This window comes from Mesorhizobium sp. M0140 (genome assembly GCF_040322475.1).
GTDB lineage: Bacteria > Pseudomonadota > Alphaproteobacteria > Rhizobiales > Rhizobiaceae > Mesorhizobium.
Window position 1 is genome coordinate 50,082 of the sequence record NZ_JAMYTM010000001.1, and the last position, 23,877, is coordinate 73,958.

The window sequence follows — 23,877 nt, forward strand, 5'->3', positions numbered from 1 at the left end:
AGCTACCAAAACCGAGGGTCGGCAATGACAGGCCGGGCCCTCGAGGTGCTGCGTCAAGCACCTGTCTTCTCTCAGGTGATCCGCTGAATGCTGGCGGCGATCTCTTCCGGTTCGAACACCCGCTTCCAGTCGTCACGCATCAGCACCGGCTTGCCGAACTCGATCGCCTTGTTGCAGGCGTCCGAGAAAACGCCCTTGGTCTCGCCGAAGATGACGGCGCCGAGCACGTTCATATGGCCGAGCAGGAAGTCGAGCGCCGCCTGCTTGTCGACACCGCGCGCCACGACTTCGTCGACGGCTTCCTTCATCACCACCAACAACGAGGCGCACACCGTCTCCGAAAGGCCAGGCTCGAGCAGCGCCATCTGTTCGACGCTGACGCGGTGCGAACGCATCACCGGCGCCCATATGATCTTCGCGATCGCCTCGCCCTTGGCGTAGTCCTCTTCCGGCCCCTGCATCAGGGCGCTGACCATATGCTGCTTGGCCTTCACGCCGCCGAAATAGTCCTTCTTCGCGGCCATGTCCGTCTCGTCATTGAAGATCGGCGGATGGCAGGGGTGGGTGACGAAATAGGTGAGGTCCGGCCGCTTCGGCAGATGGCCGGCGAAGGGTGCTGCCGCGTCTAGCACCACCACCATCGTGCCTGATACCAGCTTGCTCTCGATGCTGGCCGCTACCTTGCCGATATGCGTGTCGGGAACGGCCAGGATCACCACATCGGCGTCCTTGAGCGCCTCGTCGGCACTGACCGTATCGAAACCCAGTCCGGTCTTCAGCCGTTCGCGGCCGGCATCGCTGACCTCGACATGGCGTATCGTGTAGGGCGACCCGCGAAAGTTGGTCGACAGGCGGTAGCCCATTTTTCCGCCAGCCCCGAACAGCGCAATCGTTGTCATCTGGTCACCACTCCTGTTCTTCGCCGACGGCATCGCCCGTCGTCAACTGATCAACTGGTATAATCACGCTACCAGATTTTGGCAATCTGATAATGACCATGCGATGCGTGCGCCGCGTCATCGGCTGCCGACGGCAAGCTCCAGCACGAGAACCATGGATGGCGCGCTCTGGATACGATTTCTAGATCACCAGAAGAAGCCCGCGCTTGCCCGCTGAGTGCGCATGGGCGCTGCTCTGCCATCCCTAGAAATAGGAGGCATCTGTTGGGGGTTGGAGGTGGGGCCGGGCGCTACTTCAAAAGGTCGACCAGCATGTCGAAAGCCGCATCGATATCGCCGCGAACCGCCGCCTGAACTGCCTGCTCGTCCCGGTCGCGCAGGGCCGCAAACATCTGTTGATGGTATGTGTTCGCGGTCGAGTAGGACCCATGAAGCATATTGAAATAGGGGCTGATCTGCAGCCATAGGTCCTTGATGATCTTGAGCAGGGTTTCGGATCCTGCTGCTCGGTAGATTGCGAAGTGGAAGGTGTAATTCGCCCTCAGATAGGCCTTTACGTCGTCCGCGCCATTCGCGCGTTCCAGCGAGTCCAGATCGCGCGCGAAAATCGCAAGATCCGCATCACTCCGGTTCTGTGAGGCCCAGCCGGCGGCGATGGCCTCTATCTCAAAACGTACATTGCGCAAATCGGTGAGCCGCTCGCGGCTGAGCGCCGGAATACCAATGGAGCGCCCGGATACCACGGTCAGCGCGTTGGCTGCCGTCAGGCGCCGCAGCGCTTCCCTGACCGGCATCGGGCTGACGCCAAAGGCGTCGGCGAGGCTCTGAACCGTGACCATCTCGCCCGGTACGATGCTGCCGTCGAGGATCAGTTCGGTGACCTGATTATAGACCCGGTCCTGCAGAGTTTCCTTGGACAGTGGAATGATCTCGACACCAGGCTTCCTGAACGCCGATCCAGCCATCTCCGGTCAACCTTCCCGCCCAAGGGCGACACTATTGCTTGTGTCGGAATGCAAGGTTCGTGGTGCCACGTCAAGCGGCTGACATAGCCGTTTTGATATAAACGATTTCATCATTGATATTTGATCAAATCATGTTACGGTCGCTGGCATCGAATGGCAAAGGTTACGTTTTGTGCCCTTGGGAGGCATTCGGTCGTTCTGTTTGGGAGGAGTTTCACATGGGTATCGGATCGAAAGTCCGGCGGCTCGCGCTGCTGGCTGGGATGGCTGCATGCGCCTTCGGCCTGTCCGCCGCGCAGGCAGCCGAGAAGCACAAGATCTTTCTCAGCATGAGCTACATAGGCAATGATTGGCAAGCGGAGGCGGCCAACATGGTCAAGGCCATGGCCGCTCACAAGAGCCTGGCCGACAAGGTCGACCTGCAGGTCCAGGTCGCTGGCCCCAACGCGCAACGCCAGATTCAGCAGATCAACGCAATGGTGCAAAGCGGCGCCGAGGCCATCGTCGTATATCCGATCTCGCCGACCGCGCTCAACCAGGTCGTCAAGAATGCCTGCGACAAGGGCGTGAAGGTCTTTGCCTACGACGCCGAGATCACCGAGCCTTGTGCCTACAACGTCCACATCGACCAGCTGGAAGCCGGCAGGGTGACCGCCGAATGGCTGGTCAAGAAGCTCAACGGCAAGGGCAACATCATCGCCATCACGGGTGTCCCGGGAACATCCGTCGACGATCAGCGGACAAAAGCCGCCAAGGAAGTCTTCGCCAAATATCCTGATATCAAGATCGTCGGCGAGGCTGTCGGCATGTGGAGCCAGGCGGTCGCCCGCACCGAACTTTCGAAAATCCTGGCCACCCGCAATTGGGACGACATCAACGGGCTGTGGATGCAGGTCGGCTGCTTCACCGCCAACTCGATGCAGCTCGAGGCCGGCAAGAAGACAAGCGAACTCCTGCCTTGCGCCGGCGAAGGTTCCAATGGCGGCCGCATCCAGATGCTGCCGGAGGGCACCGAAGTCGAAGGTGCGGCCGCCCCTTACGCGCCGGCCGGCGCACAACGCATTTCCTACGCCTCGCCGCCTTATTCGGGTGCGCTGGCGCTGAAGCTTGCCGTCGAGGCGATCGAAGGCAAGGACGTGCCGAAGACCACCATCCTGCCGCTGCCGCTCGTCACCAATGAGACGATCAAGCTGTGCGACGAAGGCACATGGGCGGAGATGAAGGCCGGCTGCAACGCCTTCAAGCCGTCGCTGGTCTCCAATCCGGGCTGGTTTGCCTCGATCTTCTCGGACCAGACACCCGAGGTCGGCCTTAATGCTGCCCTCGTCGGACAACCGGAGAACTAAGCCTCCCAAGGCGCGTGTGACGATGCACGGACTGTTGTCCGTGCATCGTCAATCCATGCCAAGCCCGGCGATCGAGGACAATGACAGAACATTCCGAGCTCCCCGCCATCGAGATCGACGGTATCAGCAAGGCGTTCGGCCCGACCGTCGCGCTGGACGGCGTGTCGTTTGCGATCGCGCCCGGCAGCGTCCATGCCCTGCTCGGTGAAAACGGAGCGGGCAAGTCGACACTGGTGAAGCTGCTGTCCGGACTGGTCCGGCCGAGCCAAGGCCATGTCCGTGTCTTCGGCAAGGAGATCGCTTGCGGCGCACCGCGCGCAGCACATGCGCTCGGTATGCAGACAGCATTCCAGGAGATGACCCTGGTGCGTGACCTCTCCGTCCTCGACAACATGATGCTGCCTTACGCCCCCGTCGGCATCTCCGGCCTGATCCGCCGCGGTGCCGCCCGCAAGGCCGTCCGCCGCCATATCGAAGATCTCGGTTTTTCCGTCGATCTCGATGCCGAGGTGAGTGAGCTCGAGCTTTCGGTGCGCCAGAAGATCGAGATCGCGCGTGCCGTCTACCGCAAGCCGCGCATCCTTTTGCTCGACGAACCGACCTCGACGCTCGCCGGCCGCGACGTCGACTGGCTGGGCGACATCATCGCCAGGCTGAAGGCGGCCGGCACCACCATCGTTTTCATCACCCATCGCATGCGCGAGGTCCGTGCCTTCTGCGAGACGTTGACGATCCTGAGAAACGGCCGCCACATCGTCACCGCGCCGGTTGCCGATGTCTCGGATGGCGACGTCATCGAAAAGATCATCGGCCGCAGCATCGAGCAGACCTTCCCGCCCAAGCCGGACAGCGCCCAGGCCTTCGGCCCGCCGGTTCTGGGCGTGCGCGATCTCAAGGTCGGGCGCAAGCTCGACGGCGCTGGCTTCGATCTGCGCAAGGGCGAAATCCTCGGCGTCGCGGGGTTGCAGGGCATGGGCCAGCAGGACCTATTCCTGGCCTGCTTCGGCATGGCCGAAATCACCCGCGGCCACATCCTCGTCGACGGCCGCAAGGTCTGGCTCGGTTCGCCGGCCGATGCTTTGCGCCCCAACATGGCCATCGGCCTGGTGCCGGAAGACCGCAAATCCGAAGGCCTGTTCCTGAAACTGTCGGGCAGCCAGAACGCCACTCTGCCCGTGATATCGCGCTTCACACGGCTAGGTCTTGTCGACGGGCAAGCCGAGACCCGCTCCGTCGAGGCGGCATTCGCCACTGTCGAGGTCGACCGCCGCGCGCTTTGGACGCGGGCCGGTGCGTTTTCCGGGGGCAACCAGCAGAAAATCGCCATCGCCAAATGGCTGGTGGCGCAGAGCCGCATCCTGCTGTTGTTCGATCCCACCCGAGGCATCGACGTCGGCACCAAGCACGAGCTTTATGTGATGATGCGAAACTACGTGGCTTCGGGCGGTTCGATCCTGCTGCACTCGACCGAGATTCCCGAACTCGTCCATCAATGCGACCGGGTCCTGGTTCTCTACGATGGGCGCATCGCCGCCGAACTCGAAGGCGACGCCATCACCGAACCGGCCATCATGCGCCCGGCGCTCGGGCATGCCGGGGAAGCCGCCGCATGAGCAGCGCAGCAGCCTCATCCCCCGCTACCGGCGGCGTCGGACTGCGCCGTGCGCTGATGCGCAATCGCGGCGCGCTGATCGCCGCGGCCGTCCTGGCGATCCTGCTCTTCGTTGTCGACTGGATCAGCGCCGGGCCGTTGACATATTTCGACGTGTCGTTCCTGTCGAGCGGCGGCGCCACCTCGGCGCTCGCGGCGATCGGCCAGACCATCGTCATCCTGTCGGGCGGCTTCGACCTGTCCGCAGGCGCGGTGATATCGCTGGTCAATGCCGTGCTGGCATCGAGCATGGACCCAATGGCGCCAGGCGCCAGCATCATCTTGTGGACCGCCGTCGGCATCGGCGTCGGCATGGCCGTGGGCGCCTTCAACGGCTTCTTCATCGCTGTGCTGCGCATGCAGCCCATCGTGGTGACGCTGTCGACCATGTTCATCCTGCAAGGCGTGACGCTGCTGGTGATGGACAAGCCCGGCGGCTTCGTGTCGCCCGATCTCGGTACCTTCTATCTTGGCGACGCGATCGCCGGCTGGCTGCCGATGCCGCTGGTGGGGATCGGCGTCGTCCTGCTCGCCTGGTTCTGGCTGAAGGGAACCCGCTTCGGCACAGCACTTTATGCGGTCGGCAGCGATGCGGAGTCGGCCGCTTCCGTCGGCATCAATGTCGTGCTGGTGCGCTTTGCCGTCTATGTCATCGCCGGCGGCTGCTATGGCCTTGCCGGCGTCTTCATCAGCGCCCAGACCGGCAGCGGTGATCCGCTGGTCGGCAATCCGCTGCTGTTGTCGATGTTCGCGGCGGTCGTCGTCGGCGGCACGCGCCTCGGCGGCGGGCAGGGCGGCCCGGTGGGCTCTGTCTTTGGCGCCTTTATCCTGATGATCGTGGTGAACATCCTACTGGTGCTCAACGTATCGGCCTATTATGCGACCATCGCCGAAGGCACCATTCTGGTGCTGGCAGCACTTGCCGGCTCCATCTCGCACGCATCGGTGCTTGCCGTGCAGTTGCGCGCCGCGCGTGCCCGGCTCGCCGCCTGGCGCGCCGGCATACTGCCCTCGCAACTCGAGCGCGTGGACCGGCGTCTCAAGACCGCCGAACCAGCCCATGCCCAGCGCAGTCCGGCATCGCCGCGCCCTGCCTTCCATCTACGCAACGCGGAAACGTTGCGCTATGCGCTGCCCGCCTATGTCTGCCTGTTGCTCATTGTGGTCGTCACGCAGGTCTGGCTCGGCCGCGCCATCCTCAATCCGGGTTACTGGAATTCGCTGCTGGTGCTGTCGTCCTTCCTCGCCGTCCTAGCGCTCGGGCAGGGAACCGTCATCCTGACCGGCGGCCTCGATCTCTCCGTGCCGTGGACGATCGGCATCTCCGGCATCATCCTGGCCGGCATGGTCAACGGCTCCGACGCGGCCCTTGTCTACGCCTTGCCGGTCGTTCTGGTGATGGCTTGCGCCATCGGCTTCGCCAATGGTTTCGGCATCGTCTATCTCGGCATATCGCCGATCGTCATGACGCTTGCCACCAACGGCATTCTGCAAGGCTGTGCGCTGCTCTATTCGCAGGGAACGCCGGCCGGGTTTTCCTCGCCGATGCTGCGCTGGGTCATGACGGCCAAGCTTGCCGGCCTGCTGACCCCAATCGTCCTGCTGATGGTCGTCTTTGTCGTCGCGGCGGTACTGCTGCTTGGCCGCACGCCGTTCGGACGACGCGTCTACGGCATCGGCAATGGGCTGCGCGCGGCGCGCTTGTCGGGCATCGGCGTCGAGCGCACGCTGATCCTGGTCTATATGCTTTCGGCCGTCTGCGCGGCTGTTGTCGGCATCATGCTGACCGGCTTTTCGGGTCAGGCAAGCCTTGGCATGGGCGACGACTATCTGTTGCCGTCGATCGCCGTGGTGGTGGTCGGCGGCGCGCTGATCACCGGCGGACGCGGCCACTATCTCGGCATGCTCGGCGGCGTGTTGTTGCTGACGGCACTGCAGATGCTGCTCGCCGGCACCACGCTTCCCTATGCCACGAGGGCAATTCTTTACGGACTGGTCGTTCTGGGCGCCGTCATGGCGTTGCGCGAACGGCGGCTGCAATGAAAAGGACAGGACCATGAGCACAAGGGCGCCGGCATCGGCGGACGAATTTCTGACCGGGCTGAAAGGCCAGCGCGTGCTGGTCACGGCGGGCGCCGGCGGCATCGGGTTTGCCATAGCCGACACGCTGTCACGCCTCGGCGCTCGCATCGTCGTCTGCGATGTTTCCGACGAGGCGTTGGCCGCTGCTCCCGGCAAGATCGACCTTGTCGCTGCGGTCAAGGCCGATGTCTCGCGCGACGAGGACGTCGACCGCCTGTTCGAGGCGGTCGAGAAAAAACTCGGCGGGCTCGATGCGTTGATCAACAATGCCGGCATTGCCGGGCCGACCGGCGGTGTCGACGAGATCGACCCTTCCGATTGGCGGCGCTGTATCGACATCTGCCTGACCGGCCAGTTTCTGTGCGCCCGTCGCGCCGTGCCGCTGATCAAGGCGGCGGGCGGTGGTTCGATCGTCTCGATGTCGTCTGCCGCCGGCCGCCATGGCTACGCCTTCCGCACACCCTATTCGGCGGCCAAGTTCGGTGTCATCGGTTTCACGCAGAGTCTCGCCAAGGAGCTCGGGCCGCACGCCATCAGGGTCAACGCCATCCTGCCCGGCATCATCGAGGGGCCCCGCATCGAAGGTGTTATCTCGGCGCGCGCCAAGCAGGTCGGTATCAGCCACGAGGAGATGACCGGACGCTATCTGCAGAACATCTCGCTGCGCCGCATGACCAGCCCCTATGATGTGGCGTCGATGGTCGCCTTCCTGCTCTCCGATGCGGGGATCAACATTTCCGGCCAGTCGCTCGGCGTCGACGGCAACGTCGAAACACTTTGAGGAACAAGCCATGGCTAATGTCGCGATCGTCGGAAGCGGGTTTATCGGGCGGGCCTGGGCAATCAGCTTTGCCCGTGCCGGCCATGACGTGCGGATGTGGGATCAGTCGCCCGCTGCGACCGGCGGCGCCCGCGACTACATTGCCGGCGTGCTCGGTGACCTTGCCGCAAACGACCTGCTGCGCGGTCAGTCCGTCGACACTGTGCTTGGCCGGATCACCATTGTCGCGGAGCTGGCAAAGGCGCTGGCGGGTGCGGTCCATATCCAGGAGAACACGCCTGAAAACCTCGAGGTGAAGCGGGAGGTATTCTCGCTGATCGACACGCTTGCCGATCCGCGGACAGTCATCGCCAGTTCCACCTCGGCGCTGTTGCCGTCGAAATTCACCGACCATCTGCAAGGACGGCATCGCTGTCTGGTCGTGCACCCGATCAATCCGCCCTATCTCATTCCGGCGGCCGAAATCGTGCCGGCGCCATGGACGTCCGCCGAGACGGTCGAGAGAACCTGCGCCTTCCTCATCGACGCCGGTCATGCGCCCCTGGTGATGAAGCGCGAGCTCGACGGCTTCATCATGAACCGCCTGCAAGGCGCATTGCTTGAGGAGGCTTTCCGGCTTGTCGCCGACGGCTACGCCAGCGTCGAGGATGTCGATATCGGTATCCGTGACGGACTGGCGCTGCGCTGGTCGTTCATGGGTCCGTTCGAGACCATCGATCTCAATGCACCTGGCGGCGTGCGCGACTATGTCGAGCGTTATCAGTCGATCTATTCGAACATTTTCCCGCAGATGCTGCGGCGCGTCGACTGGGCGGGCGAGGTGATGAAAACCGTCGAAGCCGACCGCCGCGAGCGCCTGCCACGCGAAAACCTCGGCGAACGGCAGGTATGGCGCGATCGTCGGCTGATGGCGCTGGCGGCACACAAGAAAAAATCGGACCAGGAGTACGGACAATGATCGAAACGAGCCGCAAGCCAAGTGCTGCGCAGACCAGGGGCAAGGTCATCATCACCTGCGCGGTGACGGGCGCCATCCACACGCCGACCATGTCGCCCTATCTGCCGATCACGCCTGACCAGATCGCTTCTGAGGCGATCGCGGCTGCCGAAGCCGGTGCCGCAATCCTGCATCTGCATGCGCGAGATCCGGAAACCGGCAAGCCCGACCAGACGCCGGAGGCCTTCGCTCGCTTCCTGCCGCGCGTCAAGCAAGGCACCAACGCCGCCATCAACATCACCACCGGTGGCAGCCCGTACATGAAGGTCGAGGAGCGCGTGCGCCCGGCCGCCAAGTTCAAACCGGAAGTCGCCTCGCTCAACATGGGCTCGATCAATTTCGGGCTCTATCACCTCGCCGACAAATACGAGACCTTCAAGTTCGACTGGGAAAAGCCGCATCTGGAAGCGACCCGCGACCTCGTCTTTCGCAACTCGTTCAAGGACATCGAGTACATTCTGGCGACCTGCTACGACAACGGCACGCGCTTCGAGTTCGAGTGCTACGACATCGCCCATCTCTACAACCTCTCGCACTTCGCCGACCGCGGGCTGGTGAAGCCGCCTTTCTTCGTGCAGTCGGTGTTCGGGCTGCTTGGCGGCATCGGCACGCACCCGGAAGACGTCGCCCATATGAAGCGCACCGCCGACCGGCTGTTCGGCGACCAGTTCCGCTGGTCGGTCCTCGGCGCCGGCGCCAGCCAGCTGCGCATCGCCGCGCAATCGGCCGCACTTGGCGGCAACATCCGCGTCGGGCTGGAGGACAGTCTCTGGGCGGGCAAGGGCAAGCTTGCCAAATCGAACGCCGAACAGGTCTTGCTGGCACGCAAGATCATCGAGGGGCTCGGCATGGAGGTGGCGACGCCCGACGAGGCGCGCGAAATCCTGTCATTGAAGGGCGGCGACAAGGTCGCTTTCTAAATCGTTGCGTGGCGCCAATTCCGAGGAGGACGGCATGAAGATCGAAGTCGTGGTGGACGTGAAGACCACACTGGGCGAAGGACCGCTGTGGGACGTCGAACAGGAACGACTCTACTGGATCGACAGCTTCGACGGGCGCGTGTTTCGGGCGACCGCCGACGGACGCGAGATCCGGTCATGGGACGTGCCGATGAAGATCGGCTCAATGGCGCTGCGCAAGGACGGTAGCGGCGCCGTGGTGTCGCTGCAGCGCGGTTTCCATCTGCTCGATTTCGCCTCCGGCGATGTGACGCTGATCCACGATCCCGAGCCGGACAGGCCAATGAACCGGCTCAACGACGGCAAGGTCGACCGGCGCGGCCGCTTCTTCGCCGGCTCGATGGACACGATGGAAGAGGGGCCGTCCGGCGGTCTCTACAGGCTGGATCCGGATTTCTCCGTCACCCGGATCGATTCCGGCATCATCTGTTCCAACGGTCCATGCTGGAGCCCCGACGACCGCACCTTCTATTTCGCCGACACTTGGACCGGCGAGATATGGGCCTACGACTACGACATCGCCACCGGTGCCGCCACCAACAGGCGTACCTTCGTGCGCGTCGACACCAGCCGGGGCGGTGCGGCGGACGGCTCGACCGTCGATGCCGAGGGCTATCTGTGGAATGCGCTGGTCTATGACGGAAGACTGGTGCGCTATGCGCCCGATGGCAGCATCGATCGCATCATCGACATGCCGGTCAAGAAGATCACCAGCGTCATGTTCGGCGGACCGAAGCTAGATATCCTTTACGTCACCTCGATGGCCAAGCCGCCGTTGCCGCGTTTTCCCGGCGACGGCGTTTTGCGCGGCAGCCTGTTCGCCATCACGGGCCTTGGCGTCAAAGGCGTTGCGGAGCCCCGCTTCGGCAGCTGACGCCAGACAAGCGAAGCGCCCGTAGCATACGCGGATCAGGCCTTCGCGCAGGCATCCCAATGAGCGGTCAACGGATCATTGGCCAAACAGGTCCGGGCGAGCCACGTTGAGCCGTTGCACCGTGCGCAGCACTTCGCGCAGATGCGCCGCCATACGCGCGCCTGCCTGCTTTGCCTCGCCGGTCTCCACGGCCTCGAAGATCGCCACATGCTGAGCGAGCAGCGTTTCGAGGTGACCCGGCTCGGGCAGGCTCAGATAGCGCACACGGTCCATCTGCAGCTTGACCACTTGGATCACCCGCCAGCTCTTGGGCAGGCCGGCCTCTTCGCAAAGGCTACGATGGAAACCCTCGTCGAGCTCAAGAAACAGCTCGCGGTCGCCCTCGGCCACTGCCTTGGCCTGCTGGGCAAGATTCACCCTGCCTGCCGCGATGAAGGCGCTCGAACCGTGTCCGGCCAGCTTCTGCACGACGGAGACCTCGAGTGCCTCGCGAATGAACTGCGCTTCCTCGACGTCACTTAGCCGGATCGGCGCGACGAAGCTGCCGCGTTGCGGCAGGATGTCGATCAGCCCTTCATCGGCAAGCCGGATCAGCGCCTCCCGCACGGGTGTCCGGCTGACACCGAGCTGCTGGGCTAGGTCCTGTTCGCTGAGCGCTTCCGACGGCAACATCGCCAGCGTCGTGATGGCGCGGCGCAGGCGCTCGTAGATCTGCGGTGAGATCGGCATGCGATTGTTGACCGGCTCCAGCACCCGCGAGGGTTCGCGCTGACCGGCGGTTTTCAGCCTGGCAGCACTGCCTGAAAATCTGGTCGCCCCCGAAAGCTTGGTCCCCATGACGAATCCGTTGCTGTGAATGGCGCTGCACTGCTCCGGTCATGACACCGCGCACGTCCCAACTCAAGCGGCAAGCAGGATTGAAGCTGTATTGACATACTACCATGGTAGTGTGTATGACGCCAGCAGGCTAGGGGAGAGGAGCCGGCATGAAGATCACGGACATCAAGGCGACCACCATCACCGTTCCGCTGGAAGCAGCATTGCGGCACAGCAACGGTACGCATTGGGGACGCTTTGTCCGCACCGTGGTCGAGGTCGAGACCGACGAAGGCATTGTTGGGCTCGGCGAGATGGGCGGTGGTGGCGCCGGCGCCGAACTCGCTTTCGCCGGCCTGAAATCCTACCTGGTCGGCCATGACCCTTTCGATCTCAACCGGATGCGCTACGCCATCTGCAATCCGACGGCGTCGCTCTACAACAACCGCACGCAGCTGCACGCAGCGCTGGAATTCGCCTGTCTCGACATCATCGGCAAGAAGCTCGGCGTGCCGGTCTACCAATTGCTTGGCGGGCGCGTGCGCGACCGGATCGGCTTCGCCTCCTATCTGTTCTTCCGTTATGCCGACCGCCGCAGCGGCAAGGGCGAAGTCCGCACCATCGATCAATTGCTCGAGCATGCCCGCGCGCTCAAGGCCGAACATGGTTTTCACGCCCACAAGCTCAAGGCCGGCGTGTTTCACCCCGACTATGAGTTGGAATGTTTCAGGGCGCTCGCCGCCGAATTTCCTGCCGATACGCTGCGCTACGATCCGAACGCAGCCCTGTCGGTCGAAGAGGCGCTGCGTTTCGGCCAAGCCATCTCCGATCTCAGGAACGACTATTTCGAGGACCCGACCTGGGGCCTGGCCGGCATGCGCCGCTTGCGCGAGAAGCTCTCCATCCCGCTGGCCACCAACACCATCGTCATCGATTTCGAACAGCTCGCCACCAATGTGCGCGACCCTGCGGTTGACGTGATCCTGCTCGACACCACCTTCTGGGGCGGCATCCGCGCCTGCGTGCGCGCGGCGCAGATCTGCGACACGTTCGGTCTCGGTATTGCGGTGCATTCCTCTGGCGAACTCGGCATCCAGCTCGCCACCATGCTGCATCTTGGCGCAGTGCTGCCCAACCTCGTCTTCACCGCCGACGCGCATTATCACCACCTTGCCGACGACATCATCGTCGGCGGCAAGATGCTCTACGAGAATGGTGCGATCGCGGTGCCGGAGGCACCGGGCCTCGGCGTCGAACTCGATCGTGACAAACTCGCCACCTATTCCGAACTCTATCGCTCGCTGGGCGGCTATGCCTACGACCGCGATCCCGGCCGTCCGGGCTGGTATCCGCTGCTGCCCAACACTAATTTCGCCGACCATTTGAACGATGCCGTGCCTGATCTCGGGCTGGGCTGACATTTTCCGTTCGAAAGGATCGTCGGGAGGACGCTATGACTTTCAACCGGAGGAGAACAACAATGAGCAAGACCACAGCCTTATTCATTGCAGCCATGCTCGGCTGCACCAGCTTTGCAGCGCTGGACGCGCGCGCCGATGAAGGCGTCGCCAAGGGCGACACTTCGGCCAAGAAGATCGCCTTCAGCAATTCCTACGCCGGCAATTCCTTCCGCCAGGTGATGATCAAGAGCTTCGAGGAAATGGGCGCCAAGGCCGTGGCCGACAAGCAGATCGCCGCAACAGCCGTCGTCAGCTCGAACAATTCGGTGACCGAACAGGCGAGCCAGATCGAGAACCTGATCCTGCAGGGCTACGATGCGATCATCGTCCTTGCCGGCTCCGACACCGCACTCAATGGCGCCATCAAGGATGCCTGCAATGCCGGTATCACGGTCGTCGCCTTCGCCAGCGGCGTCACCGAGCCTTGCGCCTATGTCGTCGACTACAACCTCGATTCCTATGCCAAGGCCGAACTGGATTTCATCTCCAGCAAGCTCGGCGACAAGCCGGCCAACATCCTCGAGATCCGCGGTATGGCCGGCGACGGTTTCGACAAGCGCCTGCATGAGGGCGTCGAGAAGGCGATGAAGGCGCACGCCAGCTACAAGGCTGTCGGCGAGGTCTATGGTCAGTGGACGGCCACCGTGGCACAAAAGGAAGTGTCGGGCATCCTGCCGTCGTTGCCTCAGGTCGATGCGGTGCTGACGCAGGGCGGCGACGGCTATGGCGCGGCGCAGGCATTCAAGGCCGCCAGCCGGCCGCTGCCGATCATCATCATGGGCAACCGCCAGGACGAATTGGCGCTGTGGAAGCAGGAGCATGATGCCGGCGGCTACGAAACCTTCTCGCTGGGCGCCACGCCCAGCGTCTCGCAGGTCGCGTTCTGGGTCGCGCAGCAGATCCTGGCCGGCAAGCAGGTGCCGAAATTCGTCGAGGTGCCGCTCCTGCAGATCAATCAGCCTGACCTCGACGCCTGGCTGAAGACGGTTCCCGCAGGCGGCGTGGTCAATGCCGAATACCCGCAGGAGCTGGTGGCCAAGATCATCGACGCCAACGTAAAGAAGGAGCCTCTGCCGGGCGTTCCCGCGCCGAAATGAGCAGCATGGCCGAATGATGAACGATCCCACGTCGCCCAAAAGGGACGCAGCAGAGACGGTCAATGCCGGCGGCCTCCTCATCGAGGTGCGCGATGTCCGCAAGCACTATGATGCCGTGCATGCCCTGGGCGGCGTGGATTTTCATCTCAAACCCGGCGAGGTCGTCGGCCTCGTCGGTCACAATGGCGCCGGCAAGTCGACGCTGATGAACGTGCTTGCCGGCACGGTCGAGCGCAGCAGTGGCAGCTTTCGCCTCGGCGGACGTGAGATCGGTGCCTGGAGTGCGGCCAGTGCCCAGCAGGCCGGTCTGCGCTGTATCTTCCAGGAACTGTCGCTCTGCGCCAATTTGACGTCGGCGGAAAATGCCCGGATCGTGCACAGGTCTTTGCGTGGGTTGGGCTGGCGCCGGCGCGCGCGCCAGGTGATCGGTCCGGTGCTGGACGAGATCTTCCCTGGCCACGGCATCGATCTCGACAGGAAGGTCGCCGACCTGCCGATCGGCGAGCGACAGATGGTCGAGATCGCCCGCGCCTTCACGCAGACCAGCATCAAATTGCGCGCCGTCATTCTCGATGAGCCGACCTCGGCGCTCGGCCATGAGGCGACGGAACAACTGCTCGCCCACATTCCTCGTGCCGCAGGGCGTGGCATCGCCTGCATCCTGATCACCCATCGCCTCAACGAGATCCTCGCCGTCTGCGACCGCACCGTCGTCATGGTCGACGGCAAGGTCGTCGCCGAGCGGCCGACCGCCGGCCTGTCACGCGCCGCGCTGGTCGAGTTGATGGGAAGCATCGAACGGCCGCGTGAGCGCACGGCCGGCAAGGTGGCCTCGGTGCAAGCTCCGGTTATCCGGCATGCGGGTCGCGACACCACAGATCTGACCATCGACGTCGGCAAGGGTGAGGTCATCGGCTTCGCCGGGCTCGACGGCCACGGCCAGCGCGAGCGGCTGCGCGCGATGTTTTATGCCGCGCGCCGGCAACGCGAGGCCTTGCCGGGTGCCTATGTCGCCGGCGACCGCGGCTCGGAAGGCGTGTTTTCGCTGTGGTCTATCGCCGACAATCTGACCATCCGCAGCCTGAATGCACTGACGCGGGGCGGCATGATTTCAGGCGCCGCCGCCCGCAAGCTGGCCGAGACCTGGTCGGACAGGCTCAACGTCAAGGCGCCTTCGATCGACACGCCGATCTTGTCGCTGTCCGGCGGCAACCAGCAGAAGGTGCTGTTCGCCCGCGCGCTGGCGTCGGATGCCGAGGTGATCTTCCTCGACGACCCGATGCGCGGCGTCGATGTCGGCACCAAGCAGGAGGTCTACCGGCTGATCCGCGCCGAGGCCGAGAACGGACGCGCCTTCGTCTGGTACACGACCGAGCTCGAAGAGCTGACCAATTGCGAGCGCATCTATGTCTTCCGCGAGGGCCGCGCCGTGAGCAGGCTGGAAGGCGAGGCCATCGAGACCGGCCGTATCCTGCAGGCGTCGTTCGGAGGCGACCATGTCTGACGCGCCTGCCCGAGTTCCGGCCCGTTCTCCTTCCAATCCGCGCTCGGCCTTGCTCAATGCTATGCAGGTCGGCCTGCCGGCTATCGCGCTGCTGGTCATGCTGGCCATCATCTTCAGCATCCGCCCGGCGGCGATGAGCTATTTCGGCTTCCATCTGCTGTTCAAGCTCTCGGTGCCGCTGGTCTTTGCCGCGCTGGCGCAGATGATGGTGATCATGCTGGGCGACATCGACCTGTCAAACGGCGCCTTTGTCGGGCTGATCACCTGCATCACGGCGCTCTATCTCGGGGATGCGCCGGCAATTGCGGCGCTGTGCTACCTGGTCCTGATCGCCGCCTATGCCGGCTTCGGCCTGCTTATTCATGCACGGCAATTGCCCTCGATCATCGTGACGCTGGGCATGTCCTTCATCTGGCTCGGCATCGCCGTCATCCTACTGCCGGCACCGGGTGGCTCGGCACCCGCATGGCTCGCCGCCTTCATGAGCTGGCAGCCGCCTTTGATGCCGCTGTCGATCTGGCTGGCGGCACTGGCGGCGCTTGCCGGCCATCTCGTCATCTCACGCTCCTCCTATGGCGTGGTGTTGCGCGGCGCAGGCGGCAATCCGCGCGCCGTCCAGCGCGCCGGCTGGTCCGTTGTCGGCATCCGCGTCGCTGTCTATGCCGCCGCCGGCCTGCTCGCCTGTCTGGCCGGGCTGACGCTGACCGGCCTCACCACATCGGGCGACGCCAATGTCGCGCCGGCCTATACGCTGCTCGGCGTCGGCGCGGTGATCCTCGGCGGTGGCGCTTTCACCGGTGGCGTCGTCTCGCCGGTCGGCACGGTGGTCGGCGCTCTGACGCTGTCGCTCGCGGGCTCGCTTTTGTCTTTCCTGCAGGTGCCGCCGACATGGCAGATCGGTGCCCAGGGCGTTATCCTGTTTCTCGTGCTGGCCGGGCGCGTGCTTTTGTCGGAGCGGGCGCGATGACCCGAAGATTGAGCCTCGCGCCGTGGACCTACGGCTTAATCGTGGCGCTCGCAATGTGGGTGGTGACATCAGCCTATTCCGGTATCGGCAGCGCCGGCGCCACGCTCTCGGGGGCGCTCGCCTTCGGTGCCTTCAGCGTTGTGGTGGGAACCGGGCAGATGTTCGTCGTCGCCTCCGGGCCGGGCAATATCGACCTGTCCGTGCCATCCGTGCTGACGCTGGCCGCCTATGTATCGATAACGGTCATGCAAGGGTCCGACGGCATGCTGCTGCCTGGCCTGCTTGCAGCACTTGCCGTCGGCGCCGTCGCGGGTGCCGCTAACTTCCTTGCCATCGTCGCGCTCAGGCTGCCGCCGATCATCGCAACGCTCGCCTGGAGCTTCGTCTTCCAGTCGCTTGCCTTTAATCTCGGCGGCCAGGCGACACTGAAGCCGCCGGCCGGCCTTTCCCGGTTTACCTTGATGAACCTTGGCGGCGTCCAATTCATGCCGATCGCGGTGATGGTGCTGACGCTGGTCGCCATGGTCGTCCTCAAACGCACGGTCTGGGGCCGGCAATTGCTGGCCACCGGCCAGAGCGAACCGGCGGCGCGGCTCGCCGGCATCAACGTCGCCCGGGTGCGGTTGATTGCCTATATGCTGTGCGGCACGGCGGCAGCGCTCGCCGGCTTCCTGCTTGCCGGCTTCAGCGGCGGGGCAGCACTCAACATGGGTGACGCCTATCTGATGGAATCGATCGCCGTGGTGGTGCTTGGCGGCACCAGCGTCGCCGGTGGACAGGCCAACGCGGTAGGCATATGGGGGGCTGCGCTGTTCTTCAACCTGATGTCCACCATGCTCAACACCTTTGGCATCCAGGCAGGCGTGCGCTTCCTTTTGACCGGCGTGCTGATCATCCTGATCGTCGCTCTCGTGCCGAGGCCTCGCGTCAGATGACACCCGCCACCGATACGCTCGCCGGGCTGTTCGAAACAAAGGCAGTTTCCTTCGTCGACCTGACGCATCCGATGAAGCCCGGCATGCCGGTGTGGCCGACGCACCCGCATTACTGCCAGGAGATGGTGGAATCCTATGACCGCGGCGACGTCGCCTGCAACCATGCGTTGGCTATGAGCGAGCACACCGGCACGCATTTCGACGCGCCGGTCCATTTCATCCGCGGCGGTGCTGCCATCTCGGACATTCCGGTCGAGCGTTTCTTCGGCCGCATGGTGACGATCGATGCGCGGGACTGCGCGCCCCGGCAGGCGGTCGAGCCGGATTCTATCTTCGCTTTCGAGGCCGAACAGGGCTGCGTACGGCAGGGCGACGCCGTGTTCTTCCGTTTCGGCTGGGACCGGTTCTGGGACGATCCGGCCGCGTTTCTCGCCGACTGGCCCGGCCTGTCGCGGCAAGCAAGCGAATTGCTGGTCGAGCGCGGTGCGCGCATCGTCGGTTCGGACTGCCTGTCGATCGATTGTTTCGGCAGCGAGGATTTCCCGGCGCACAATACGTTGCTTTCAGCCGGCATCCTGATCGGCGAGAATTTCGCACGGCTTGGTGACTTGCCGCCTCGGTGCTTCCTGATCAGCTTGCCGCTGGCGATCGAAGGCGGCACCGGATCACCGCTGCGCGCCATCGCGCTGGTCGAGGGCTAAACCGGCTCAAGAGAAATCCAGCTGGACCTTGAGCGTGCGCTGAGGTTCCTTCTCGATCAGGTCGAAGGCGGCGCGCGCCTCCGTCGCCGCGAAGACCTGTGTGATCATGCCTTGCGGATCGAGCCGCTTGTCGGCCAGCCATTCGACGACGCGCGGCAACAGCCGGCGGTTCAGGCGCGAGCCGACGATGGTCAGTTCCTTGCGCACCACTTCCTGCTGGCTGAGGTTGGATGGGGCGTCCGAAAAGCCGAGCAGGCCGATGCGGCCCGCCGGGCTGGCCAGCCGGCAAGCCTCGTCAAGAAGTGCGGGAATGCCGGCGCCGTCAATGACCAGCGTCGGGCCAAGACCGTCATTTTCACCGCGCACCGCGGCCGGCACGGGATCGCGCACGGAGTGAATCACCCTGTCGGCGCCGAAGCGGAGCGCTCGCTCTAGGCGGGCTTCGTCGATATCGGCAACGATGCAGCGTGCGCCCTTGAGCTTGGCGACCTGCAGGACAGTGACGCCGACCGTGCCGGCGCCATAGATCAGCACCGTGTCCTCGGGTCCGCAACCGGTACGATCAAGCACATTGGCGGCGATGGAAAACGGCTCGGCCAGTGCCGCCAGCCCAAACGGCATATCCCTTGGAACCGGTATGACATTTGCCGCCGGCACCGCCACGAAGGCGCGAAAACCGCCGTCGCGGTGAACGCCCATCACTTCGAGGTTGGCGCAGACATTGGAGCGGCCGACCCGGCAGGGATAGCAGTGGCCGCACGACACCACGGGATCGACCACCACGCGGTCTCCCACCGCTATGCCGGTCACATTGCGTCCGAGCGCTGTTACGGTGCCGGCGAATTCATGGCCGATGATGCGCGGATAGACGGCGAACGGATTGGAGCCGTGCAATATGTGAATGTCGGAGCCGCAGATGCCGGCACGGCTGACATGAACGACGACTTCGCCAGTGCCGGGCTCTGGCATGGCGCCCTGCCGGACTTCCAGCGACTGCGGTGCGCGAACGAGAACTTCAAGCATGGCCTCACCAGTTGTATACTAGTCGACAAGTGGCTCAATCTCGCTGTGCCGTCAAGACGCAAGCGCTCATGGCGGCGGTAAGACGGCCTCCTACCTGACACGTTCCTTCACGAAATCGGGACGGGCGTCCGCTGAAACGCAAATGTGCCTGGCGACGGCAGTTCGGACTCCCAATGCGCTGTCCTGCCGATCTCCTCTCGAAGGGGTCGGCAGTCAAAATTTGTTGACTTCCATCAAAGAGGAAATGACTACCGCTTGCCTGCTTGTCGGACCATAAGACAGGCCGTGTGATCGGGCCTCGGCTGGCTTGCCGCACGGAAGGCGACCTTGCCTTTGAACGCGGACGCGCCACCTGGAATAGAGCAGCCGCTTGCATGACGGAATTGGCAATAGAATTGGAACAGCCTCAATTTGCCACCGAGCGCGACCCGAGGCTGAGATTGATCATCCCAATCATCGTCGCCATCGCCTTTCTGATGGAGCAGCTCGATTCCACCATCATCACCACCGCGATCCCCGCCATCGCACGCAGTCTCGACACGACGCCCGTCAGGCTGAACCTGGCGATCACCACCTACATTCTGACGCTGGCCGTATTCATTCCCGTCAGCGGCTGGTTCGCCGACAGGTTCGGTGCGCGAAAAGTGTTCGCGCTGGCGCTTTTCACCTTCACCCTCGGCTCGGCGCTGTGCGGCATGGCCAACAGTTTCGGCATGCTGCTGGCGATGCGCGCCCTGCAGGGGCTGGGCGGCGCCATGATGACGCCGGTCGGGCGGCTGATCCTGCTGCGCAGCTTCCCACGCAGCGGGCTGATCACCGCCATGACCTACACGACCTTGCCCGCCATCATGGGGCCTGTGATCGGGCCGCTGCTCGGCGGCCTGTTGACCACTTATGCCTCATGGCGCTGGATATTCTATGTCAACGTGCCATTCGGTTGCCTCGGCATTCTGGCGGCGCTGCGCTTCGTCGACGATTTCCGCGAGGAAGCGGTGCAACGCTTCGACTTTGCCGGGTTCCTGATGGTCGGATGCGGAGTCGCGCTGCTGCAGTTCGGACTGGAAAGCATCGGTAGGCCAATCATCTCCGTTTCGGCGACAGCGTTGGTGTTGGCCGCGGCGATCCTGCTGCTGCTCGCCTTCGGGCGCTATGCGCGCCGCGTCGTTGCACCGGCAGTCGATCTGACACTGTTTCGATTTCGCTCGTTCTGGGTCGGTACGCTCGCAGGCGGCCTGTGCCGCGTTGGCCTCAATGGCGTGCCTTTCCTGTTGCCGCTGATGCTGCAGGTCGGCTTTGGCATGAGCCCGGTCACCTCCGGCTCGCTGACATTCGTCGGCAGCTTCGGCGCCTTGCTCATTCGGCCGCTGCTGTCGCCGCTGTTGCGGCGCTTCGGTTTCAATGTCGTGCTGATCGGCAGCGCGGTGGTTGGTTCCGCCGCTGTCGGGGGCTTCGCCTTGATCGAAGCCGATACGCCGCACTGGATGATCGGCCTTTACGCCTTTGTCTTCGGGGTCATCCGGTCGGCGCAGTTCATGACCTCCAACACGCTTTCCTACGCCGACCTGCCGGCCGACAAGCTCAGCCGCGCCACCAGTCTCGGCGGCGTCCTGCAGCAACTCAGCGTTTCCCTGGGCGTTTCGATCGCCGCCATGGTGCTGGGCCTTGTCGCAGGAGAAACCCACATCGTGACAGCGGAACGCTTCCACCAGGTGTTCCTGCTGACCGCGGTCATCCCGTTGCTGTCCGTCCCCGGCTTCCTGTACCTGCGTGCCGAGGACGGCGTGCAGGTCAGCGGTCATGTTCGATCGGGTAATTCTCGCAAATGATGCCAGATGCATTCTGCGTTCAAAAAGGATTGCCTCGCCGGGTCGGTCGATTATCATGAACGGCGATACCGTATGGCTGAGGGCAGCCCCACAGCGCTCTTGGCGGCGGATAGTGGGAAATGATCGCGCTGGCGAAACGGGAAAACGCGATGGTGTGGGTTAAGAAGCCTTCGGCTGACGAGAAGCTGGCCATGGCTGCCACTTGCGAGCGTTTCATCGCCGAGGTTCTGAAGCCTCGGTTCATCCACGGCCAGCCGAATCGGCTCGACCATCCGCTAGACATTTTCGGCAAGTGGCGAGGAAGCAAATACGGTTTCTCAGCGCGCTACCGTTCGGATGACGGTGAAGAATTCAACGCTCCCTTCGCCCGGCTCGATCATGTGGAGGAGCATCTCGCCGAGACCCGGTTCGACCTCATGTGGCACAGGCACACCGGAGCATGGGGGCGGCTGCATGCGACCGTTACGTTGGACGAAGCCCTGCGTCTCATCTCGGCTGACTCGAGGCTCCAGCCGCCACTATGAACCGCAAGAACAGCCGACCCCGTTTCGATGTCGATGCCCTGCGCGATCTTGTCGGCACCAAGGTGTACTCGCGCGGCGAGGCCTACTGGCGTGACGGGCTGGTGCAACTGCTGACCGTTGGGCCCAAGCGCGTGCTGGCGCAGGTTGCCGGCACGGAGGACTACCGTGTTGAACTGACGGGGCGTGGCGAGTCGGTCGACGGTTCGTGTTCCTGCCGCGCCTTCGGCGACTGGGGCTATTGCAAGCATTTGGTGGCGACGGCGCTGGCGGCAAACGCGATGGGCAGCGACACGGAAGCGCAAAGCATCGATGTGTTCACGCGTATACGCGAACATCTGGAAGGCAAGAACAAGGCGGCGCTTGTCGATATGATCATGGATGTCGTCGAGCGCGATCCTATCCTGTTGCGTAGGCTGGAAATGGCCACGCTGACTACGCAAGACGGCGACGAGGCGGCCATCGAGGCGCGTCTCGGCAAGATGATCGACGGCGCAACCGCCACGAATGGCTTCATAGATTACCGCGAGGCGCCCGACTGGGCCCAAGGTGTGGACGAGGCGCTCGATGTGATCGCCTCGGTCTCGAGCAAGCATGCGGGCATCGTTATACGGCCCGCTATGCGAGCCATCGATCGGATCGAGGCTGCCATCGAGGTCGTGGACGATTCCGATGGCCATTGCGCCCCACTTCTCGACCGGGCATGCGAAATTCACTGCAACGCTGTCTCGGAGGCGCCTTGCGAACCCTTGTCCCTGGCGCGTGACCTGTTCGCGCGCGAGATGAATGGTGGCTACGACACCTTCGGTGGCGCGGCTGAGCGCTATGGCGATATCCTCGGCGAGGAAGGATTGGCCGAATACCGTCGCCTGGCCAACGAAGCCTGGAATGAACTGCCCGCAACCGCCGGCAAGAATCGGATAGGTCACGGACTGTCCGGCGACCATTTCAGGCTGCAGGAAATCCTCGACTTCTTTGCTGACCGCGATGGCGACCTCGAGGCACGCATCGCCCTTCGCGCCAAGCATCTGTCCTCACAGCAAGCCTATCTGCAAGTCGCCAAATTCTGCCTCTCGCACGGTCGCGCCGAAGAGGCTTTGCGCAGGGCCGAGGACGGCCTGTGGGTGTTCGAGGATGATCGACCCGACGAGCGGCTCATTTCCTTTGTAGTCGACCTGCTGACCACGGCCGGTCGCGATGCGGACGCCGAAGCGCATCTGTGGCGCGCATTCGAGAAGGCACCGAGCTTCGGACTGTATCAACGGCTGTGCAAGACGGGCACGGCGACGCGCGATCGAGTAATCGAGCGCCTCCAGTCCAGGCTAGCGCGCGAGAAGCCGTCCGCCTGGCATTATCCGGCCGATCTGCTCATCAGCATCTTGATTGAGGAGAAGCAGTTTGATCTGGCGTGGGCGAACACGCGCGCACATGGCGCTTCCGAAGGACTGAAGGAAAAGCTCGCGCAGGTCAGTGAAGCCACGCATCCGCGCGAGGCACTGAAGATCTATGCGGAACGCGTAAACCAACTGGCCCAGTTTGGCGGTAACGGCGCCTATGCAGAAGCGTCAACCCTGATCGGCCGTATGGCCGGCCTGCGCGGCGCGTCCGAACATGCCGCGTATCTGGCGGATGTGAAAGACCGCTTCGGCCGCAAGCGCAATTTCATGAAACTGTTGGCCTGACATGCGGCGCGCGGCGATTGACGAGCAAAATCGCTACATGCTGGAACGCCAGCAGCAGTTCCGCGCGGCGGCGGATGTCGTCACCGATGCTTGGACGCGTTTTCGAGAGGTGGGGGCGGTGGCCGTTATCGGCTCTGTCGCGAAGCCGCTTTGGAAAGAGGTGCCGCGCTTCAGCGAATTCCGGCGCGTCGGATCGAGGTCTGGCATGAATGTAGCGATCTCGACCTAGCGCTTTGGCTTGACTCGCAGGCTCGTCTAGGCGAACTGCGTCGCGCCGCCGCTCTTGCCCTGCGTGAGGCGTTTGAGAAGGGAACAGGGATCAGCGTTGCCGATCACCAGCTAGACGTTTTTCTGATCGAACCCGGCAGCGACAGATATCTGGGCCGGCTCTGCAAGTTCAGTCAGTGTCCGAAGGGAAAGCTCGACTGCCTGGTTCCCGGGTGTGGCGAGATCGCCTTCAACAAGTGCGTTGCCGACTTCACGCCGCATGCTGATCTGCTCGCCCCAGCTCAAGGCGCGATGCTCTACAAGCGTGGTGTCGGGCGGATGCGCTCCGCGCTTGACCTGCCGCAGACTGGCTGAAAGCCGCAGGGCTGGGCGAGCCGCGCCTTCAGTGCTTCAGACGATCGTCTCATATGCGCGAATCGGGACGTTGCCTTGCGGAGGCGGGTGGCGTCTTGCGGAGGAAGTCTGCTTGGCGCGGGCAGTGTGTATACGGGCATACCTATATCCGCATGGGTTTTTCAATTAGGCTCGATGCTGTGTGAAAACGGGGAGCATCGATTGCGAGG

General features: G+C 63.6%; 20 protein-coding genes and 1 pseudogene. 17 read left to right on the top strand and 4 right to left on the bottom strand.

What is annotated here, in order from left to right; genetic code table 11:
* Nucleotides 1-71 precede the first annotated feature (71 nt).
* Nucleotides 72-899, bottom strand: a complete 828-nt coding sequence (locus NKJ37_RS00235) for a phosphogluconate dehydrogenase C-terminal domain-containing protein (protein WP_023808892.1) — start codon at nt 897-899, stop codon at nt 72-74.
* Nucleotides 900-1,189: 290 nt separating this feature from the next.
* A complete protein-coding gene (locus NKJ37_RS00240; protein ID WP_013533053.1) occupies nt 1,190-1,864 on the bottom strand; it encodes a GntR family transcriptional regulator in 675 nt (224 codons plus the stop codon).
* A 218-nt stretch (nt 1,865-2,082) separates the two neighbouring features.
* On the opposite strand from NKJ37_RS00240, the gene NKJ37_RS00245 reads away from it, so the two are divergent.
* The 7 genes from NKJ37_RS00245 (at nt 2,083) to NKJ37_RS00275 (ending at nt 10,554) form a co-directional block, all read left to right on the top strand.
* A complete protein-coding gene (locus NKJ37_RS00245) occupies nt 2,083-3,210 on the top strand; it encodes a sugar ABC transporter substrate-binding protein (RefSeq protein ID WP_023808891.1) in 1,128 nt (375 codons plus the stop codon).
* An 80-nt stretch (nt 3,211-3,290) separates the two neighbouring features.
* Nucleotides 3,291-4,823: a sugar ABC transporter ATP-binding protein gene (locus tag NKJ37_RS00250; RefSeq protein WP_352609309.1), complete on the top strand. Its 1,533-nt coding sequence runs from the start codon at nt 3,291-3,293 to the stop codon at nt 4,821-4,823.
* A complete protein-coding gene (locus NKJ37_RS00255) occupies nt 4,820-6,904 on the top strand; it encodes an ABC transporter permease subunit (protein WP_352609310.1) in 2,085 nt (694 codons plus the stop codon). Before NKJ37_RS00250 ends, NKJ37_RS00255 begins: the two co-directional genes overlap by 4 nt.
* Before the next feature lie 13 nt (nt 6,905-6,917).
* Nucleotides 6,918-7,724 (top strand): SDR family oxidoreductase, encoded by an 807-nt coding sequence (locus NKJ37_RS00260; RefSeq protein WP_292694483.1) that lies wholly within the window; start codon nt 6,918-6,920, stop codon nt 7,722-7,724.
* A 10-nt stretch (nt 7,725-7,734) separates the two neighbouring features.
* On the top strand, nt 7,735-8,682 hold the full coding sequence (locus tag NKJ37_RS00265; RefSeq protein WP_023808887.1) for a 3-hydroxyacyl-CoA dehydrogenase: 948 nt from the start codon (nt 7,735-7,737) through the stop codon (nt 8,680-8,682).
* On the top strand, nt 8,679-9,641 hold the full coding sequence (gene kce / locus NKJ37_RS00270; protein WP_023808886.1) for a 3,5-dioxohexanoate:acetyl-CoA acetone transferase: 963 nt from the start codon (nt 8,679-8,681) through the stop codon (nt 9,639-9,641). The genes NKJ37_RS00265 and kce overlap by 4 nt, the downstream gene beginning before the upstream one ends.
* Nucleotides 9,642-9,675: 34 nt before the next feature.
* Complete coding sequence (locus tag NKJ37_RS00275) at nt 9,676-10,554, top strand: SMP-30/gluconolactonase/LRE family protein (protein ID WP_023808885.1); 879 nt, start codon at nt 9,676-9,678, stop codon at nt 10,552-10,554.
* Nucleotides 10,555-10,629: 75 nt separating this feature from the next.
* Here the strand turns inward: NKJ37_RS00275 and NKJ37_RS00280 are convergent, their stop codons facing one another.
* Nucleotides 10,630-11,391, bottom strand: a complete 762-nt coding sequence (locus tag NKJ37_RS00280) for a GntR family transcriptional regulator (protein ID WP_128302340.1) — start codon at nt 11,389-11,391, stop codon at nt 10,630-10,632.
* 149 nt (nt 11,392-11,540) lie between these two features.
* Between NKJ37_RS00280 and NKJ37_RS00285 the strand changes: the two genes are divergently transcribed.
* The 6 genes from NKJ37_RS00285 to NKJ37_RS00310 all read left to right on the top strand — a co-directional run bounded on the left by NKJ37_RS00285 (nt 11,541) and on the right by NKJ37_RS00310 (nt 18,034).
* Nucleotides 11,541-12,788 (top strand): enolase C-terminal domain-like protein, encoded by a 1,248-nt coding sequence (locus NKJ37_RS00285; protein WP_352772165.1) that lies wholly within the window; start codon nt 11,541-11,543, stop codon nt 12,786-12,788.
* A 62-nt stretch (nt 12,789-12,850) separates the two neighbouring features.
* Nucleotides 12,851-13,927, top strand: coding sequence for an ABC transporter substrate-binding protein (locus NKJ37_RS00290; RefSeq protein WP_352772168.1), 1,077 nt, complete (start codon nt 12,851-12,853; stop codon nt 13,925-13,927).
* Between the two features lie 13 nt (nt 13,928-13,940).
* On the top strand, nt 13,941-15,431 hold the full coding sequence (locus NKJ37_RS00295) for a sugar ABC transporter ATP-binding protein (RefSeq protein ID WP_352772170.1): 1,491 nt from the start codon (nt 13,941-13,943) through the stop codon (nt 15,429-15,431).
* Between the two features lie 61 nt (nt 15,432-15,492).
* Nucleotides 15,493-16,398 carry an ABC transporter permease gene (locus NKJ37_RS00300; protein WP_352440117.1) on the top strand — a complete coding sequence of 302 codons (906 nt, stop codon included), beginning with the start codon at nt 15,493-15,495 and terminating at the stop codon, nt 16,396-16,398.
* The gene (locus tag NKJ37_RS00305) at nt 16,395-17,333 is read left to right on the top strand and encodes an ABC transporter permease (protein WP_352772173.1); all 939 of its coding nucleotides are present in this window, start codon (nt 16,395-16,397) and stop codon (nt 17,331-17,333) included. Before NKJ37_RS00300 ends, NKJ37_RS00305 begins: the two co-directional genes overlap by 4 nt.
* The gene (locus tag NKJ37_RS00310) at nt 17,330-18,034 is read left to right on the top strand and encodes a cyclase family protein (protein ID WP_023808878.1); all 705 of its coding nucleotides are present in this window, start codon (nt 17,330-17,332) and stop codon (nt 18,032-18,034) included. Before NKJ37_RS00305 ends, NKJ37_RS00310 begins: the two co-directional genes overlap by 4 nt.
* Nucleotides 18,035-18,040: 6 nt before the next feature.
* Here NKJ37_RS00310 and NKJ37_RS00315 read toward each other — a convergent pair whose 3' ends face one another.
* Nucleotides 18,041-19,057 (bottom strand): Zn-dependent oxidoreductase, encoded by a 1,017-nt coding sequence (locus tag NKJ37_RS00315; RefSeq protein WP_352772176.1) that lies wholly within the window; start codon nt 19,055-19,057, stop codon nt 18,041-18,043.
* Nucleotides 19,058-19,452: 395 nt separating this feature from the next.
* Between NKJ37_RS00315 and NKJ37_RS00320 the strand changes: the two genes are divergently transcribed.
* The 4 genes and pseudogenes from NKJ37_RS00320 (at nt 19,453) to NKJ37_RS00335 (ending at nt 23,668) form a co-directional block, all read left to right on the top strand.
* Nucleotides 19,453-20,883 (top strand): DHA2 family efflux MFS transporter permease subunit, encoded by a 1,431-nt coding sequence (locus NKJ37_RS00320; protein ID WP_245486006.1) that lies wholly within the window; start codon nt 19,453-19,455, stop codon nt 20,881-20,883.
* Between the two features lie 119 nt (nt 20,884-21,002).
* The gene (locus NKJ37_RS00325) at nt 21,003-21,407 is read left to right on the top strand and encodes a DUF3024 domain-containing protein (RefSeq protein ID WP_245490483.1); all 405 of its coding nucleotides are present in this window, start codon (nt 21,003-21,005) and stop codon (nt 21,405-21,407) included.
* Nucleotides 21,404-23,086, top strand: coding sequence for an SWIM zinc finger family protein (locus NKJ37_RS00330; protein ID WP_352772179.1), 1,683 nt, complete (start codon nt 21,404-21,406; stop codon nt 23,084-23,086). Before NKJ37_RS00325 ends, NKJ37_RS00330 begins: the two co-directional genes overlap by 4 nt.
* A 1-nt stretch (nt 23,087) precedes the next feature.
* A pseudogene (locus NKJ37_RS00335) lies at nt 23,088-23,668 on the top strand (hypothetical protein).
* Nucleotides 23,669-23,877: the final 209 nt, after the last annotated feature.

What these genes read in the sequence shown, in the direction of transcription:
- NKJ37_RS00330 (WP_352772179.1), top strand. Translation starts at nt 21,404, where the DNA reads ATGAACCGCAAGAACAGCCGACCCCGTTTCGATGTCGATGCCCTGCGC.
- NKJ37_RS00255 (WP_352609310.1), top strand. Translation starts at nt 4,820, where the DNA reads ATGAGCAGCGCAGCAGCCTCATCCCCCGCTACCGGCGGCGTCGGACTG.
- NKJ37_RS00240 (WP_013533053.1), bottom strand. Translation starts at nt 1,864, where the DNA reads ATGGCTGGATCGGCGTTCAGGAAGCCTGGTGTCGAGATCATTCCACTG.
- NKJ37_RS00305 (WP_352772173.1), top strand. Translation starts at nt 16,395, where the DNA reads ATGACCCGAAGATTGAGCCTCGCGCCGTGGACCTACGGCTTAATCGTG.
- NKJ37_RS00280 (WP_128302340.1), bottom strand. Translation starts at nt 11,391, where the DNA reads ATGGGGACCAAGCTTTCGGGGGCGACCAGATTTTCAGGCAGTGCTGCC.
- kce (WP_023808886.1), top strand. Translation starts at nt 8,679, where the DNA reads ATGATCGAAACGAGCCGCAAGCCAAGTGCTGCGCAGACCAGGGGCAAG.
- NKJ37_RS00235 (WP_023808892.1), bottom strand. Translation starts at nt 899, where the DNA reads ATGACAACGATTGCGCTGTTCGGGGCTGGCGGAAAAATGGGCTACCGC.
- NKJ37_RS00265 (WP_023808887.1), top strand. Translation starts at nt 7,735, where the DNA reads ATGGCTAATGTCGCGATCGTCGGAAGCGGGTTTATCGGGCGGGCCTGG.
- NKJ37_RS00310 (WP_023808878.1), top strand. Translation starts at nt 17,330, where the DNA reads ATGACACCCGCCACCGATACGCTCGCCGGGCTGTTCGAAACAAAGGCA.
- NKJ37_RS00260 (WP_292694483.1), top strand. Translation starts at nt 6,918, where the DNA reads ATGAGCACAAGGGCGCCGGCATCGGCGGACGAATTTCTGACCGGGCTG.
- NKJ37_RS00285 (WP_352772165.1), top strand. Translation starts at nt 11,541, where the DNA reads ATGAAGATCACGGACATCAAGGCGACCACCATCACCGTTCCGCTGGAA.
- NKJ37_RS00245 (WP_023808891.1), top strand. Translation starts at nt 2,083, where the DNA reads ATGGGTATCGGATCGAAAGTCCGGCGGCTCGCGCTGCTGGCTGGGATG.
- NKJ37_RS00300 (WP_352440117.1), top strand. Translation starts at nt 15,493, where the DNA reads ATGCAGGTCGGCCTGCCGGCTATCGCGCTGCTGGTCATGCTGGCCATC.
- NKJ37_RS00295 (WP_352772170.1), top strand. Translation starts at nt 13,941, where the DNA reads ATGATGAACGATCCCACGTCGCCCAAAAGGGACGCAGCAGAGACGGTC.
- NKJ37_RS00275 (WP_023808885.1), top strand. Translation starts at nt 9,676, where the DNA reads ATGAAGATCGAAGTCGTGGTGGACGTGAAGACCACACTGGGCGAAGGA.
- NKJ37_RS00315 (WP_352772176.1), bottom strand. Translation starts at nt 19,057, where the DNA reads ATGCTTGAAGTTCTCGTTCGCGCACCGCAGTCGCTGGAAGTCCGGCAG.
- NKJ37_RS00290 (WP_352772168.1), top strand. Translation starts at nt 12,851, where the DNA reads ATGAGCAAGACCACAGCCTTATTCATTGCAGCCATGCTCGGCTGCACC.
- NKJ37_RS00325 (WP_245490483.1), top strand. Translation starts at nt 21,003, where the DNA reads ATGATCGCGCTGGCGAAACGGGAAAACGCGATGGTGTGGGTTAAGAAG.
- NKJ37_RS00250 (WP_352609309.1), top strand. Translation starts at nt 3,291, where the DNA reads ATGACAGAACATTCCGAGCTCCCCGCCATCGAGATCGACGGTATCAGC.